Source organism: Paraburkholderia sp. PGU19, assembly GCF_013426915.1.
Classification (GTDB): Bacteria; Pseudomonadota; Gammaproteobacteria; order Burkholderiales; family Burkholderiaceae; genus Paraburkholderia.
In genome coordinates this window covers 460,487-475,226 of the sequence record NZ_AP023181.1, presented here as the reverse complement: position 1 = coordinate 475,226, position 14,740 = coordinate 460,487, and the positions used below count along the sequence as shown (strand labels likewise).

Here is a 14,740-nt window from a genome sequence, read left to right as displayed (position 1 = left end):
GCAGACTGCGTCTGGACTGCCTACGCGTCACTCGCGGAGACGCGTTCATGCGTGGCCAACGTCAGGGAATCAGTCCGTGCGTTCGATACGCGCGCAGCGTCTCATCGAAAACCCGAATGTCGGACCGGCCGCGCGCAATGAGCTGTGCCCCTTCGATTGCCGCAAAGATTGCCACCGCACGCGCCTTGTTTGCTTTCTTGTCCTTTCGCTCGGCATCGAGCGAAAGCAGGCGAGTCAGCCATTCGATGTTGATATCCATGAATCGCTGTACCTCGACCTTGACCTCCTCGGGAAGGTCATGATGCTCGGCCGCCATGATGCCGCTCAGGCACATGCGGTTGTCGTTTTCGAGGGCTGCGCGAAACACCTTGATGTAGTGGTCGAAGGTCGCGCGCTCGCTCCTGTGCTGCTCCAGCAATCCCTCCAGAAATGCGACGGCATCGTCGCTGTACTGGCGCGCAAGCGCCGCGCCGAGGTCGCCCTTGGTCGGGTAGTGATGGTGAACGGCGGGGCCCTTGATGCCGACTTCGTTCGCGACCTCGCGAATGCTGAGGGCGTTGTATCCGTGGGCCTGCACCATGTAGCGCGCCACCGCGAGGATGCGGCTTTTCGTGTCAGGAGTATTCATGCGCGCAATCATAGCAGATTACTTACCAACTGATTGGTAAGCTTACTTAGCGATAAGTAAGTCTTGACACGACAGCTCTACCTTCTCTATGATTCGATCGCACTTACTTAGCGGTTGGTAAGTCCACTTCGATCAAGGAAAGGATATGAAAATCTATGACATCCCCGGGTTCCCGAACCCGTTGCGCATTCGCATCGTGCTGGCCGAGAAGCAGCTTGCTTCGCAGGTCGAGTTCGTCAAGGTCGACCTGCCTGCGGCGGAACACAAACAAGCCGCTTTTTTGAAGATCAATCCGACAGGCACCGTGCCGGTGCTGGAACTCGACGATGGAACCCGCATCGCTGAATGTACGGCGATTACCGAGTATCTCGACAATCTGGACGGCGACCCGATCCTCACGGGCAAGACCGCGCGCGACAAAGGTGTGATTCACATGATGCAAAAGCGTGCCGAGTCGGAGCTCATCGATCCCGTAGGCATTTATTTTCATCATGCGACGGCGGGATTGGGCGATGCGCTGCGCGAATACAAACAGCCGCAGTGGGCGGCGCGCGCCGAGTGGGGGAAGCTCCAGGGCGAGAAGGCAGTCGCGGGCATGCGCTATTTCGATAGCGTGCTCGAGGCCCAGCCTTATGTCGCAGGCGATGCGTTTTCGATGGCTGACATAACCGTCTGGGCTGGGCTGCTGTTTGCGCACTTCGCCAAGATCGACGTGCCGGCCGAGTGCAACGCGCTTCGTGCATGGAAAGTAAAGGTCGATGCGCGTGCTTCGGTTGTGAATCCGGCGTAGAAGGTGATTGGCCGTCGACCCGCCGAGCACCTAAACTGAATCAACGCGTTCGAACCCGGCGACATGCGCTGTCGCCGGGTTGCTGCCTCTTTGTAGCGAGCCATGATCGAACTCCACACGTTGAGCCAGGTATCCGTGTTCGCGGACCTCCCGGAAGATCGGCTGCAATGGCTGCGTGACAACCTGACCGAGTTCTCGGTCAGTGCTGGCGAGGTGCTGCTGCACGAAGGCGAAATGACCACGAGCCTGCTGATCCTGCTCGAAGGCGAACTCACGACGACGAGACGCGACGACGGACGCGACTACGGCGAGCGCTTTTCTTCGCCGGATGTGTTCGGCACGCCGTGCGTGATCGCTTCGATACCTTTCCCGGCCACGCTGACGGCCATGCGCGATAGCCGTCTTGCGCGGCTGCCCGAAGCGGCTTTCCGTGAGCTGTTCATGTCGTGCGGTCCGTTTGGGCGTGTCGTCGCACGCGTAATGACGGACTGGCTGACCGCGCTGGAAACAGCGGACCTCAATCGCGCGAAACTCGCCGCCCTGGGCAAGCTCGCGGCAGGGCTCGCGCACGAACTGAACAATCCTGCTGCCGCGTTGACGCGTTCGCTCGATCACATGCGCCGCGAGTTTGCGGCGCTCGAAGACGCGGCGTTGGCGCTCGGCTGCAATGCCGTGCCGCGCGAGGTCGTTGCTCGACTCAGTGCGCTGGTCAACGGCAAGGTGCCCAATGGTGCGATGAATTCGTTGCAGCGAAGCGAAGCAGAAGTACGGCTCGGCGACTGGCTGGCCACGCAGGGCGTCAAGAAGCCATGGCTCGTGGCACCCGTCCTCGTTGCACATGGCTTCACCGTGGAGGACCTCGGCCCGTTGGCCAGCAGCCTGGACACAGCGCAGTTCGATTCCGCCATCGGCTGGATTGCACGCGTGCTGGACCTTCGCTCGATGATGGACGAAGCGATGCAAGGCGCACTGCGCATCTCCGATATCGTGGCCGCGATGAAGTCGTATTCGTTCATGGATCAGGGCCCCCAACAGGAGATCGACATTCACGAAGGCATCGACGACACGCTGACCGTGATGATGCACGAGATGAAGCGCGGCATCGACGTGATACGCGACTACGACCCTGGCTTGCCGCGACTTCAGGTATACGGGAGCGAATTGAACCAGGTCTGGACGCGGATCATCGAGAACGCGATCGAGGCGATGAACGGACAGGGCACGATCACGATCCGCACGCGGCGCGATGCCGACTGTGCCGTCGTCGAAATCACCGACAACGGGCCGGGCATTCCGCCAGAAGCATTGACTCATCTCTTCGAGCCTTTCTTCACTTCAAAGCACGTCGCCGGGGCACGCGATCATGGCGTGGGGCTCGGTCTGCATATTGCGTACCGCATCGTGGTCAACCGGCACGGCGGCACGATACATGCGCAGTCGGGTCCGGGCTGGACGACTTTCCGCGTGACACTGCCATTGGGCTTCAACGTGCCGCCCGCCGCGTAGCCACTCATGTCGAACCGGCCCCATTTCACGATCGAGATAGCGATCACGACCTTGGCGCGGCAGCGCCTACAATGCTTGCAACAGACGCCGCGATTCATCGCTGGCACAGATACACGAACAGCGCGTAGCCGGCGTTTGAACTGGCGTGAGCCGCTGACGCTGTCATGGAAAAGCCCGTAATCCTCGCTGTCGATGACGACCCGATCGTGGCCGGTGCGGTCGCGCGCGATCTTCAGGTTGCGTACGGCGAGCATTACCAGATCGTGCGCATGGAGTCGGGGTCGGCCGCGCTGGAAGCCGCGCAACAATTGCGTCTGCAAAACCGCTTCATTGCGCTTTTCATCGCGGATCAGCGCATGCCGCAGATGAGCGGTATCGAGTTCCTCGAACAGGCAATCGAACTGTTCCCGGAAGCCAAGCGCGTGCTGTTGACCGCGTACGCGGATACGGATGCCGCCATCCGCGCGATCAATACGGTGCATCTCGATCAGTACCTGCTCAAGCCGTGGCATCCGCCCGAACAGAACTTCTATCCGGCGCTCGATGATCTGCTCGCGGACTGGCACGCATCGTTTCGTCCCGCATCGCAAGGCATCCGCCTGCTCGATCACCGCTGGTCGCCGCAAGGGCATTTGCTGCGCGACTTTCTGGCGCGCAATCACATTCCGTTCCGATGGCTCGATGTGGAGCGGCACGACGAGGCCGATCCGTTGCTCAACGCGCTGCATCCGGGCATGCGTCAGTTGCCCGTGCTGATCTTCGAGGACGGTACCGTGATGAGCCGTCCGACGACGGCGCAGATCGCCGAGCAAGTAGGACTGCGCACGCGCTCGACGACCCCTTTCTATGACCTCGTGATCGTGGGCGGCGGGCCGGCGGGGCTCGCTGCCGCCGTGTATGGCGCATCGGAAGGACTGCAGGTGGCGATCATCGAATGTGATGCGCCCGGCGGTCAGGCAGGCACCAGTTCGCACATCGATAACTACCTTGGCTTTCCGGCGGGCGTGAGCGGCGCGGAGCTGTCGCGGCGAGCGCTGATGCAGGCAAGGCGCTTCGGCGCCGAAATGATACTGACGCAACATGCAGTCGGCTTGCGAATAGAAGCGCCGTACAAGTTCGTCAAGCTCTCCGATGGCTCCGAGGTCAGCTGTCTTGCGCTGATGGTCGCGAGCGGCGTGTCGTATCGCAAACTGGAAGCGCGCGGCGTGCAGGCGCTGACGGGCGCGGGCGTCTATTACGGCGCGGCGCTCGTCGAGGCCGTCGCTTGCGCCAATCAGGATTTATATATCGTGGGCGCCGCGAATTCGGCGGGACAGGGCGCGATGTTCCTTTCCCGGTACGCGCGATCGGTCACATTGCTGTGCCGGGGACCGTCGCTGAGCGCGGGCATGTCGCACTATCTGGTCCAGCAGATACACGAAACCGGGAATATTCGCGTGCGGCCCTATACCGAGGTCGAAAGCGTGAGCGGCGACGGACATCTCGACGCGATCGTGTTGCGTGACTTGCAGACTGGGCGCATCGAGACGGTTGAAGCGAGCGGCCTGTTCGTTTTCATCGGCGCTGCGCCTTGCACGGAATGGCTGCGCGGGGTCGTCGAGCGGGACGAGCATGGTTTTCTGCTGACGGGCCGTACGCTCGTCAAGGGCGGCAGGAAGCCTTCGGGATGGCAGGTTGGACGCGATCCGTATCTGCTCGAAACGAGTGTCCCCGGCATCTTCGCGGCGGGCGACGTGCGTGCCGATTCCGTCAAACGCGTGGCGGCTGCCGTCGGCGAAGGATCGATTGCCGTGCATTTCATCCACCAATATCTGGCGAGTCCATGAGCGATCTGACCGCGCTGTTTGAGATGCCTCTCTTCTCTGGATTGCCGGAGGAGCGACGCGCATGGCTGCGCGCGAATCTGGACGAATACCATCTGAAGATGGGTGAGATCCTGATGCGAGAGGGGCAGCGCGTCACGCATCAGTTCGTGCTGCTCGACGGCGAAATCGTGACGGAAAAAATGGTGGGCGGGCGGCAAGTGTTCGATGACCGGCGGCCCGCGCCGACATCGATTGCAGAGACCTCGCTGCTGGCGGACATGCCGCTGCCATTGACCTTCACGGCCGCGACCGATTGTTTTCTGGTCGCCATTCCCGAGCCGGTGGTCCGCACGCTGCTGAACGAATGCGAGTCCTTCAGCCGTCACATCTTCCGGTCGATCTACGCGCGCATCAGCGCCTATGACGCGTTCATCCTCAATGGCGAGAAGCTTGCCGCACTGGGTCGCCTGTCGGCGGGTCTCGCGCATGAACTGAACAATCCAGCCGCCGCCGTGGCGCGCGCAGCCGATGGTCTGCGCGAATCGCTCGACAACATGCGTGAAGCGACGCGAGCACTGGTGGTGAGCGCGATACCCGCCGATGTCGTCGACATGTTGAACGGCTGGGCAAGCCGTGCCGTGCCTGCCGCCGATACGGCACCTCAAGCTGCATTGCGGCAAAGCGAAGCCGAAAGCATGCTCACCGATTGGCTCGCTGCACACGGGCTTGCCAAACCGTGGCTGATCGCGCCGCAACTCGCGGTGGCCGGTCTCATGCCAGACGATCTCGAACCCGTCGCCGCGCGAGTGACACCAGAGCAATTCGACGCGGGCGTGCGCTGGCTGGCTGCGACGCTGGAACTGCGGTCTTTGGGAGATCAGGCATGGATCGGTGCGGGCCGTATCTCAGAGATCGTGAAGGCGATGAAGGACTACTCATATATGGACCAGGCGCCATTGCAGGAGGTCGATATACATAGCGGCATCGAGGATACGCTGACGATCATGCGCCACAAGCTCAAGCAAGGCGTGACCGTAAACCGCGACTACGATCGCATGCTGCCGCACGTACCCGTCTATGGCAGCGAGCTGAATCAGGTGTGGACGAATCTGATAGACAATGCCGTCGACGCGATGGATGGCAACGGCGAACTCACGATACGCTCGCGCCTGGAAGGCAGTTTTGCGGTCATCGAAATCATGGACACGGGGTCCGGCATTCCGGACGATATCGTCGCGCGGCTTTTTGAGCCTTTCTTTACGACCAAGCCGTTAGGCAAGGGCAATGGCCTGGGGCTTCACATCGCGTACCGGACCGTTGTGCAGCGGCACAACGGCACGATCAGCGTCGCGTCGCGCCCAGGCGAGACGAAGTTCAAAGTGTGCCTGCCGCTGGCGCCGCGTCATTGATGACACGGCGGCGCATATTGCGGGTCGGATCTTCGTTAAGATCGACGCAACAGGGCGCAGCCAAATAGTACGGTCCCGCTAAATCACATTGGCGTTCTGGCTCGTCCAAAGGCAAGCTTCGTCGACTTGGATATTCCTCAGCGCGTCCTATACTGATAGTGAGTCGCGCGGAAGCCGGCCTCTGATGCATAGCGAACGATCAAGTCGTTCAATGGGGCGCGGTAGCGGGGCCACGGAAACGCCTGTGTTTAATAACGCGGGCGTTTTCTTTTTGTGGCCCACAAGTCGATCCGGCACCTGAATGGCCGACCTGCGGTGCGGGCACATGTCGCCTCCTGGCCGTCGGTTCAGCACTCTGCGGACATTCGTCCGGTCCCTGAATACCGACAGGAGATTGCCACGAAGCGAAGCGCCCTCAAGGCGTATCGTCGACGCACAACTCGGGATCGCTGACAAGGCAATCGGCACTCGACGCCGCCGCGCCGCCGCCCCGCGTTTTCAGCGTCGCGTCCCGCGCGGCGATGGGCAGCCCTTTCGGCAACAGCACCCACATGCGTATGCGTTCCTTCGTCCGGCTCGCCTGCGCCTGCGCGGTTTGGCCAAAGCCATAAAAATAGTCCGCTCTCACTGCACCCTGAATGGCACCGCCTGAGTCCTGCGCCATCATCAGGCGGTCGATGGCGCCGGGCGCTTGCGGATCGTCGCGCGTCGAGAGGAACACCGGCGCGCCGAGCGGCGTCGTGCGCGGATCGACGGCGATGGAGCGGCCCGCCGACAACGCGACACCCAGTGCGCCGACGGGCCCATTCGGCGAATCGGGAATCAGCCGGAAGAACACGTAGCTCGGGTCCGAGATGGCGAACACGCGCTTGACGGGGGCATTGTTCGTCGATGCGCCCGTGGCGGCGTCGCCCGTCTTCGAAGCAACGGAGCCTTTCGACATCCCGCCTGCCGTGTTGTCGCTGGCAGCGGGACGCACGGCGGGCGCCGATCCTTGTGGTGTCGCTGCCGCCAGCTTGAAACCGCGCAGCAGCGGCGACACCGGTTCGTCATCGTCCTGCGTGCGGGTGGCAGGCACGCCGCCCGTCGCATCGCCAGGCGTCGGTGCGCTAGCGTTGCCGGCGCCGCCCGTCGCCGACTCGTCCTCGACGTCTATTTCGACGTCGATGCCACGCACGGTGATCCGCTGCCCGCTGCCGGCGTTCGCGCGCGCAACGGGCGGCAGGAACGGGCGGCCGTTCTGCTCCGCGTAAGCGAAGCGGCGCACCGTGCCGTCGCTCATGCGCACCTTGCCTGCTCCTTGCACCTGCATCGAGTACAGCATCACGGGATCGTCGACGTAAGCGAGAATCGGCGCCTTGAGCGCACCGCGCTCGATCTCGGCACGCGTGTAGTACGGCACGATGCGATCATGATCGAGCCGCAGACGGATCTTCTTGTCGCGTATGTCGGGAACACTGTCGCGCAGATCGAGCACGTAGACGCCCTTGGTGCTCCCCGGCGTGATGCCGGTGACGGGGATGACCATGCGGCCATCGATGCGCGCGGTGCTCGCCGTGCCGCGTGCGCTGTCCGGCAGGCGACGGGCATCGAGATACAGCATATCGTCGGGCGTGCCGTAGACCGGGTAGAGAAAGGCGCCGCCGTACTGCCGGCTGCCATTCAGCAGGGGCTCGTAGTAGCCGGTCAGCGTGCCGTCGCCGCTCTTGTCGGCATTGCGGATCTGGTACGCATTGAAATACGTCTCGAAGAACTGACGGATCGCGGCGACGTTGCGCGCATCGACCGAGCGTGACGCCGCGCACGGCTCCGACCAGCCGGCACGCGAGCCGAGTACCGCACAGCTGCGTTTGAAAGCGTCCCATGAGCTACTGAGGTCGTCGGTGTTCCAACCGGGCAGATCAGCGAAGCGGGCCGATGCGTAGTATGCGTGACGGGTGGAGAAGGCGATGCTGCCGCTCGCGTTTGCAACCGGCGCGGACGCGGCGGCGGATGTCGCAGGTGCGGCGGGCGTGGTCGCCACCGTCGCGGGCGTGACGGGTGCCGCTTGCGATTGCATGGACGGAAGCGGCGCCGCAGGTGCGGGCGACGGCATCTGTGAAGACTCTTGCGCCGCAGGTTGGGGTGACGGCGTGCCCGCCGGTCCAAAGGTCGTCGTCGAGGCGGGCTGATTGCCAGCACAACCCACGAGCGCCGCAACCACACAGAGCATCCAACGTACGTTGTGCATGCCGCCTCCTGCGCCCCATGCGTGGACGTCCACCTTGTCCGCTACGTCGGCGACCCGACGACGTCGATCGTGAAAGTCGCTGCGCCGAACGTATCCGGGCAGCGGGACGCGCCAGTTGCACAGCGCGGCTTGCCGGCGAACGGCGAATAGCTGACCGTGCGGCGTATCGCGGCGGCGCGTTGCGCGTCTTCAGGAAAATCCGCGAACACCGATTCGCCATGCAGCCCGCCGTCTGAAAAGTCGCGCGGCGCGGATGAGACCAGTACGAGAAAGTGGTTCGGGCCAGCCGGCGCGCCCGCCATCATTGGCCAGCTTGCGCGCGGCAACGAAAGGGTCTGGCCGGCGGCGATCGCATTGTTCTTGTCGAGCCCGTTCGGAAACAGCATCAGATATTGCCCGGCGGGATCGACCATGAAGACGTACACGTAGCCCGCGCGATTGCTGCCGACGCTGAATTGCAGATGATCCTTGCTGATCCGCGCGGTGGTGATACGCGAGAGGGCCTTGACGCTGATCGACGGGTCGGCAAGGGAGACGATCCGGTCGAGTTCGCCACCGGGCGTGTAAGGCGGCAGCGCGGGTGTGATGTCTGGTATCGAGTTCGCGGTCGTATTTGCCGCCGTATTCGCGGCAGTGCTGACGGGGGCGCTTGCAGGCCCGCTCGCCGACGGCGTTTGCATGGCGTTGCCCGCAACCTGTGGCGTGGACGGAGCGGGCGGGGGCACGGTCTGCGCGTGTTGCGCTTCCGACGCCGCCGGATGGTCGCTGGCTGTAACGGCGACGACGGGCGGTGCGGTTTTCGTCGAGGGCCGCATCGCGAACCAGCCTCCAAGCCCCGCCAGCCCGACGACGACGACGGCGCCAACCGCTATTGCCGTGGAGCGCCGGCTTGTCGTGCGCGACGCGCCCGCCGCCGTGGCACCAGGAGGGGAAGCCCCCAGGTTGTCACGGCTTGCCGTGCCCGGTCGCAGCGCGTCGCTCGCCTCGCGGGCCGGCACGCTACTGCTCGCGGCAGGCGCTGCCGTACGCGGTGAAGACAACGCGGCGGGCTCGTCATGGGTTCCGTCCTGAGCGCTCAATGCAAGGCCTAACTCCGCCGCGAACGCCTGCATGCTCTGCGGCCGCTCATCGGGCCGCACGGCGAGCGCGTGATCGATAGCACGCAGGAAGGCGGGCGAATAACGGCCTGACGCTTGCATCGCGAGCGGCACGTAACTGTCACTCATCATCCGGCCTACCGAGGGCGGCGGCGTCTTGCCGACGATCGCGAAGTAGACGACCGCGGCAAGCGCATAGATGTCGGTCCACGGCCCCTGTTTCAGCGACGGGACTTCCGCATACTGTTCGACGGGGGCATAGCCGGGCTTGAGGATGACAGTCAGCGCCTGTGTCATATCGCCGATCACGCGCCGCGCCGCGCCGAAGTCGAGCAGCAGCGGACGGCCGCTGTCCTTCAGCAGCAGGATATTGTCCGGCGCGATGTCGCGGTGGTAGCACTGCGCGCGGTGCATCACGTCGAGTGCGCTGACGAGCGACGTCAGTAGCGCGCGCAGCCACGCTTCGTCGGGCGGCGCATTCTTCGCTCGCAGCGCGTCGCGCAGCGTGACGCCATCGTAGTACGGCATCACCATGTAGGCGGTGCTGTTCGCTTCCCAGAACCGGTAGACCTTGACGAGCGAATGATGATCGAACTGCGCGAGCAGGCGCGCTTCATTGACGAAGCTTTTCAGGCCCGCGAGAAACGTTTCCTTGTGGCGCTCGGAGCGCACCGTGACTTCCGCGTTGCTGCCGCGCGAAGCCAGTGAGGCTGGCATGTATTCCTTGAGCGCGACGTTGCGGCCCAATTGGGTGTCGTGCGCGAGATAGACAATGCCAAAGCCGCCTTCACCGATCAAGCCCTTGATTTCGAACTCCGCGACCCGCATGCCGACCGACAGCGCGTGATGCGACTCTACGCCTGCGACGGCCGCCGGCGGCACGATGGTCGCGCTATCCGAGCTATCCGAGCCCGCTGGATCGACGCCCACCGGCTGGCTGTCGGGCTCGGGTGGGTGTGGCACGATTACCGTCTTGTCATCGGGGCTGTTCATCGGGACGGGATTCACAGGAAAGTCCAGTCGCGCGGCGCTGCGAACGAGCATGCGCCATCCCCACGCGCACGTGCGTGTATCAACAAGACGAATCACGCGGCCATTTTTGAAGCGACGGCCTCCCGCGTCCCCGGCCGTTTTCAAAATGCGCGTACACAATCGTTTCTTTAGAAAGAGTTGCAGGCATTTCTGGCGGCGCTCGCTCTGGCCCGCACACCCTCGCAGTCACAACGGCTCTCCGGTCGCGTCCATGGACCTTCCAGCAGGAAGACGATGTGAACGAACTCATAAGAAACCCGATGTCCTGCGTAGCGCGCATCGCGAGGCGTGCAGTGCAAAGCGGCACTACGCGCTTGCGTGTCAGGGCGCATGCCGGGTCACGCATGATGGGCATCGCTGCGCTCGTCGTCTGTGCAACTTCAGGCGTATGGGGCGGCGCGTTCGCGGCCGCGCCAGCCGCACCTGCCACCGGCCCCGCGCCGGGCCTCGCGCCCGAATCTCAAGGCTTTCGACAGGCGAGCGAACGCGAACGCGATGCCGAAACGCTGCAGTCGTTGACTTCCGAAGGGCGTCTGCTGCTCTCGCGTGATCGCGTCACGCTGCCCGCGTACGACTATTGCAGCATGGCCGTATCGGCGGCCGAGCGCGGCGACTTCCGCGACAGCGTCGAGGCGGCCGCCCGCGCGCTGGTGATGGCGCAGCGTACCGACAATGCCGATCTGGCCGCGCTGTCGAAGCGTGACCTCGCGATCGCGTACAGCTACGCCGGCGATCTCGACGACGCCGAGAAATACGCACAGGAAGCGCTGGCCTCGACCCCGAAAGCGCCCGAACAGGTGTTTGCGCCCGCCAACAAGGTGCTCGGCGACATCGCGCTGCGCCGCGGCCATCCGCAAGACGCAATCGACGCCTACAACCGCGCGCTCGAAACGGCGTCGCCGCGCTACCGTCCGCTGGTGCTGCTGTCGATCACGAACGCGCAGATCGCCGCGGGCGACACGGCCGGCGCGCGCAAGACTTTCAACGCCGCCAGTCCCGCGCCGAGCGCGGACCTCGCGCCGGAGTACCGCCGCATCGAAGGCAACCTGCTGCTCGCCGAAGGCAAGCCCCAGGAAGCGCTGCTCGCGTTCACCACGCTGCTGTCGGAAAGCGGCGGCAGCGACGCGAACTACGACCGCCTGTGGGCGCACGAAGGCATCGGCCGTGCCGACCTTGCGCTTGGCCAGCGGGCGAGGGCGCGCGAAGCCTATCTGCAGGCCGTGGACGATTCGGAGAAGATCCGCGCGCGCTTTCGCAGCGAAGAGTTCAAGACGGGCCTCTTCGGCGATACGCAGTCCGTGTTCGAAATGGCGATCACGCTGACGGTCGAAGTGGGCGACTATGCCTCGGCGTGGAATCTGTCCGAACGCAGCCGCGCGCGTGCGCTGCTCGACGTCGTGCGCAATCGCGTCGATGCCGGTGTGAACGACCGTCAACTGAACGGCGATGTGCCGGGTCTCGACGTGGTGCGCAACGCACTGAAGCCAAACGAGACGCTCGTCGAATATCACAACCTCGAGAAATCGATCATCGTGTGGGTGATCCGCAACGAAGGGCTGAAGGGTTATACGCTCCCCATCGCGCGCGCCGACATGGACGCCGCCGTCACCGATTTCCGTAACGCAATCGTGCGCCGCCGGCCAACCGCGATCACCTATGGCGACAAGCTCTACGCGCTGCTGATCGCGCCACTCGGATTGCGCGCCGACGACCGGCTGATCATCGTCCCGCACGGCGCGCTGCACTATCTGCCGTTCCAGGCGTTGCACGGCCCGGATGGTTTCCTGATCCAGCGCCACGCGATCGCGCTGGAGCCTTCGGCGAGCGTCGCGGTGCAGCTCGCCACGCGCGAGCTGAAGGTGGCGAGCAATCTCGTCGCATTCGGCAATCCGACGATCGCACCCGCTTATGCGCTGCCCGGCGCCGAGGCGGAGGTGCGCGGCATCGCGCCGCTGTTTGCGCGCCAGGAAGTGTTTCTGCAATCCAGCGCGACGCGTGTGAGCTTTCGCGAGAATGCGCCTACGGGCCGGGTGCTGCATGTCGCCACCCACGCGGAGGCCGACACGATCGATCCATTGCATTCGCGCATCCTGCTCGCGCCCGCGACGCAGCCTGCTGACGGCCCCGACTCGCTGCTCGCGAAAGACATCTACAACCTGAAGCTGAACAACGTGTCGCTCGTCACGCTGTCGGCGTGCGAGACGGGGCTTGGGCGGATCGCGCGCGGCGACGAGATTCTCGGCTTCACGCGCGCCTTCTTCTATGCGGGCGCGACGAGCCTGATCGTGTCGATGTGGCCGGTGGCCGACGAATCAAGCGCGTTGACCATGCGCACGTTTTACGCGCAGCTCGCCGACGGCCATGAAGCCATCGACGCGATGCGGACCGCGCAACTCGCAGTGATGCAGAACTCACGATTCGCACATCCGTTCTTCTGGGCACCATTCGACCTGATGGGAGGCTGGCGCCTGAGCATTGCGCGCTAAGAAGAACAATGAAAAAACTCCGACTGATTGCGGCAGCGATGGCCTGCAGCGGGACGATCGCGTGGGGCCAGACGCTGCCGAATGCCGGCAGCATCCTTCAGCAAACCGCGCCGCGCGACACGCGCCCGGCGCCGCCGGGTGGTGCGCAAGCCCTACCGGCCGTACCGCAGGCGGGCGCACCGCCCGTCACGGCGCCCGGTCCGACGTTCGTGCTCAAGGGCATCACGTTCAAGGGCAACGACACCATTCCGTCCGACGAGCTGCTTGCGCCCGTGCGCGACCAGATCGGCAAGCCGATCGGATTTGCGGATCTCGAAACGATTGCCGCCAAGGTGACGCAGGTCTATCGCGCGCGTGGCTATCTGCTCGCCCAGGTGGTGATTCCGCAGCAGGACGTGAGCGCGGGCACGGTCGAATTCACCGTGCTCGAAGGACGTCTCGGCCATGTGCGGCTCGATGTCGCGGCGGGCACGCCGATCCGCGAAGACCTGCTGCGCGCACGCGTCGCGCAGATTCCGACCGGCCAGCCGCTGCAGCAGCACGATCTCGAGCGCACGATGCTGCTGCTGTCGGACCTGCCCGGCATCGTCGTGACCTCGGCAATCGAAACGGGCGACGAGCCGGGCACGGTCGATCTGACGATCAGCGTCGCGCCCGCCAAACGCTGGACCTTTGCCGTCGACCTCGACAACTACGGCGCGCCTTCGAGCGGCACCTGGCGTCTGGGCGCGCTGGCGCGGCTCAACTCGCCGTTCATGATCGGCGACAACCTCGACTTGCGGATTCTGGCCAGCGAGCGGCTCGATACCGTGTATGGCCGCATCGGCTACGAGGCGCCCGTGAATGCATATGGCACGCGCGTGGGTGTCGCGCTGTCGCGGCTCAACTATGCGCTCGGCAAGGATTTCGCGTCGCTCGATGCGCAGGGCGAGGCGACCGTCGTCGATCTGACGGTGACGCATCCGCTGCTGCGTACCCGCAACCAGAACCTGCTGGCCCGCGCAAACCTCGAGTATCGTGATCTCATTGACAACATCGGCGTGGTGGACCTGCACAATCCGCGCTCGCTGGTCGAGGGGAGCGTCGGTCTCAGCTATGAAAGCCGCGACGCGCTGCTGGGCGGCGGCTTCAATAGCGCGGACGTGGAGTTCCTGATCGGCAGCCTGCATTTCAGGAATGCGGCGGCCGAGGAACTCGATGCGTCCGCGTTTGGGCGCAACACGCATGGCACCGAAGTGCGCGCGACGTTCTTCGCGAACCGCCTGAATTCGGTGACGGAGCGCTTCAGCATGTTTGCCGGCATATCCGGCCAGTGGGCCGGCACGACCCTCGACAACTCGTCGCGCTTCCTGCTGGGCGGGCCGCATGCGGTGCGCGCCTACTCGCCGTCTGAAGGGCTCGTCGACGAGGGCTTTGTTGCAACGGTCGAAGGACGCTACGCGATCAATGCGAAGGCGACGGTGTTCGGCTTCTTCGACTTCGGTACTGGCTGGTACAACGCCAACTCGCGGCCGGAACAGGGGCCGAACATGATCACGCGCAGCGGCGTCGGCTTTGGCGCGTACTGGGTGGCGCCGGGTGGGATCGCGCTGCAAGGCACGGTTGCCTGGCGCACGACGGGCTCGGACACCACCGGCGACGACAAGGTGCCGCGTTTTTATGTGCAGTTGACCAAGACGTTCTAGTTGTTCTGAAGACGCCCGACTTCCTGCTTCAGTTCGCAGACGTTGCGCAAGCGGCAAGGGTGGCGCAAGCGG

General features: G+C 64.2%; 9 protein-coding genes. 6 read left to right on the top strand and 3 right to left on the bottom strand.

What is annotated here, in order from left to right; translation table 11 throughout:
- Positions 1–61 precede the first annotated feature (61 nt).
- Positions 62–640 carry a TetR/AcrR family transcriptional regulator gene (locus tag H1204_RS31980; RefSeq protein WP_180734544.1) on the bottom strand — a complete coding sequence of 193 codons (579 nt, stop codon included), beginning with the start codon at positions 638–640 and terminating at the stop codon, positions 62–64.
- A gap of 133 nt (positions 641–773) precedes the next feature.
- On the opposite strand from H1204_RS31980, the gene H1204_RS31975 reads away from it, so the two are divergent.
- From H1204_RS31975 to H1204_RS31960, 4 genes are all read left to right on the top strand, one after another.
- A complete protein-coding gene (locus tag H1204_RS31975) occupies positions 774–1,418 on the top strand; it encodes a glutathione S-transferase (protein ID WP_180734543.1) in 645 nt (214 codons plus the stop codon).
- A 102-nt stretch (positions 1,419–1,520) separates the two neighbouring features.
- Positions 1,521–2,924: an ATP-binding protein gene (locus H1204_RS31970; protein ID WP_180734542.1), complete on the top strand. Its 1,404-nt coding sequence runs from the start codon at positions 1,521–1,523 to the stop codon at positions 2,922–2,924.
- A gap of 164 nt (positions 2,925–3,088) precedes the next feature.
- On the top strand, positions 3,089–4,750 hold the full coding sequence (locus H1204_RS31965; protein ID WP_180734541.1) for an FAD-dependent oxidoreductase: 1,662 nt from the start codon (positions 3,089–3,091) through the stop codon (positions 4,748–4,750).
- Positions 4,747–6,138: an ATP-binding protein gene (locus H1204_RS31960; RefSeq protein WP_180734540.1), complete on the top strand. Its 1,392-nt coding sequence runs from the start codon at positions 4,747–4,749 to the stop codon at positions 6,136–6,138. The genes H1204_RS31965 and H1204_RS31960 overlap by 4 nt, the downstream gene beginning before the upstream one ends.
- A gap of 415 nt (positions 6,139–6,553) precedes the next feature.
- On the opposite strand, the gene H1204_RS31955 is transcribed toward H1204_RS31960, so the two are convergent.
- Both H1204_RS31955 and H1204_RS31950 read right to left on the bottom strand, forming a co-directional pair.
- Positions 6,554–8,368 (bottom strand): MltA domain-containing protein, encoded by a 1,815-nt coding sequence (locus H1204_RS31955; protein ID WP_243468934.1) that lies wholly within the window; start codon positions 8,366–8,368, stop codon positions 6,554–6,556.
- Between the two features lie 41 nt (positions 8,369–8,409).
- The gene (locus H1204_RS31950; RefSeq protein WP_180734539.1) at positions 8,410–10,509 is read right to left on the bottom strand and encodes a serine/threonine-protein kinase; all 2,100 of its coding nucleotides are present in this window, start codon (positions 10,507–10,509) and stop codon (positions 8,410–8,412) included.
- Between the two features lie 332 nt (positions 10,510–10,841).
- On the opposite strand from H1204_RS31950, the gene H1204_RS31945 reads away from it, so the two are divergent.
- Both H1204_RS31945 and H1204_RS31940 read left to right on the top strand, forming a co-directional pair.
- On the top strand, positions 10,842–12,983 hold the full coding sequence (locus H1204_RS31945) for a CHAT domain-containing protein (RefSeq protein WP_180734538.1): 2,142 nt from the start codon (positions 10,842–10,844) through the stop codon (positions 12,981–12,983).
- Between the two features lie 8 nt (positions 12,984–12,991).
- Positions 12,992–14,668 (top strand): ShlB/FhaC/HecB family hemolysin secretion/activation protein, encoded by a 1,677-nt coding sequence (locus tag H1204_RS31940; protein WP_180734537.1) that lies wholly within the window; start codon positions 12,992–12,994, stop codon positions 14,666–14,668.
- Positions 14,669–14,740: the final 72 nt, after the last annotated feature.

What these genes read in the sequence shown, in the direction of transcription:
- H1204_RS31980 (WP_180734544.1), bottom strand. Translation starts at nt 640, where the DNA reads ATGATTGCGCGCATGAATACTCCTGACACGAAAAGCCGCATCCTCGCG.
- H1204_RS31945 (WP_180734538.1), top strand. Translation starts at nt 10,842, where the DNA reads ATGATGGGCATCGCTGCGCTCGTCGTCTGTGCAACTTCAGGCGTATGG.
- H1204_RS31970 (WP_180734542.1), top strand. Translation starts at nt 1,521, where the DNA reads ATGATCGAACTCCACACGTTGAGCCAGGTATCCGTGTTCGCGGACCTC.
- H1204_RS31940 (WP_180734537.1), top strand. Translation starts at nt 12,992, where the DNA reads ATGAAAAAACTCCGACTGATTGCGGCAGCGATGGCCTGCAGCGGGACG.
- H1204_RS31965 (WP_180734541.1), top strand. Translation starts at nt 3,089, where the DNA reads ATGGAAAAGCCCGTAATCCTCGCTGTCGATGACGACCCGATCGTGGCC.
- H1204_RS31950 (WP_180734539.1), bottom strand. Translation starts at nt 10,509, where the DNA reads ATGCTCGTTCGCAGCGCCGCGCGACTGGACTTTCCTGTGAATCCCGTC.
- H1204_RS31955 (WP_243468934.1), bottom strand. Translation starts at nt 8,368, where the DNA reads ATGCACAACGTACGTTGGATGCTCTGTGTGGTTGCGGCGCTCGTGGGT.
- H1204_RS31960 (WP_180734540.1), top strand. Translation starts at nt 4,747, where the DNA reads ATGAGCGATCTGACCGCGCTGTTTGAGATGCCTCTCTTCTCTGGATTG.
- H1204_RS31975 (WP_180734543.1), top strand. Translation starts at nt 774, where the DNA reads ATGAAAATCTATGACATCCCCGGGTTCCCGAACCCGTTGCGCATTCGC.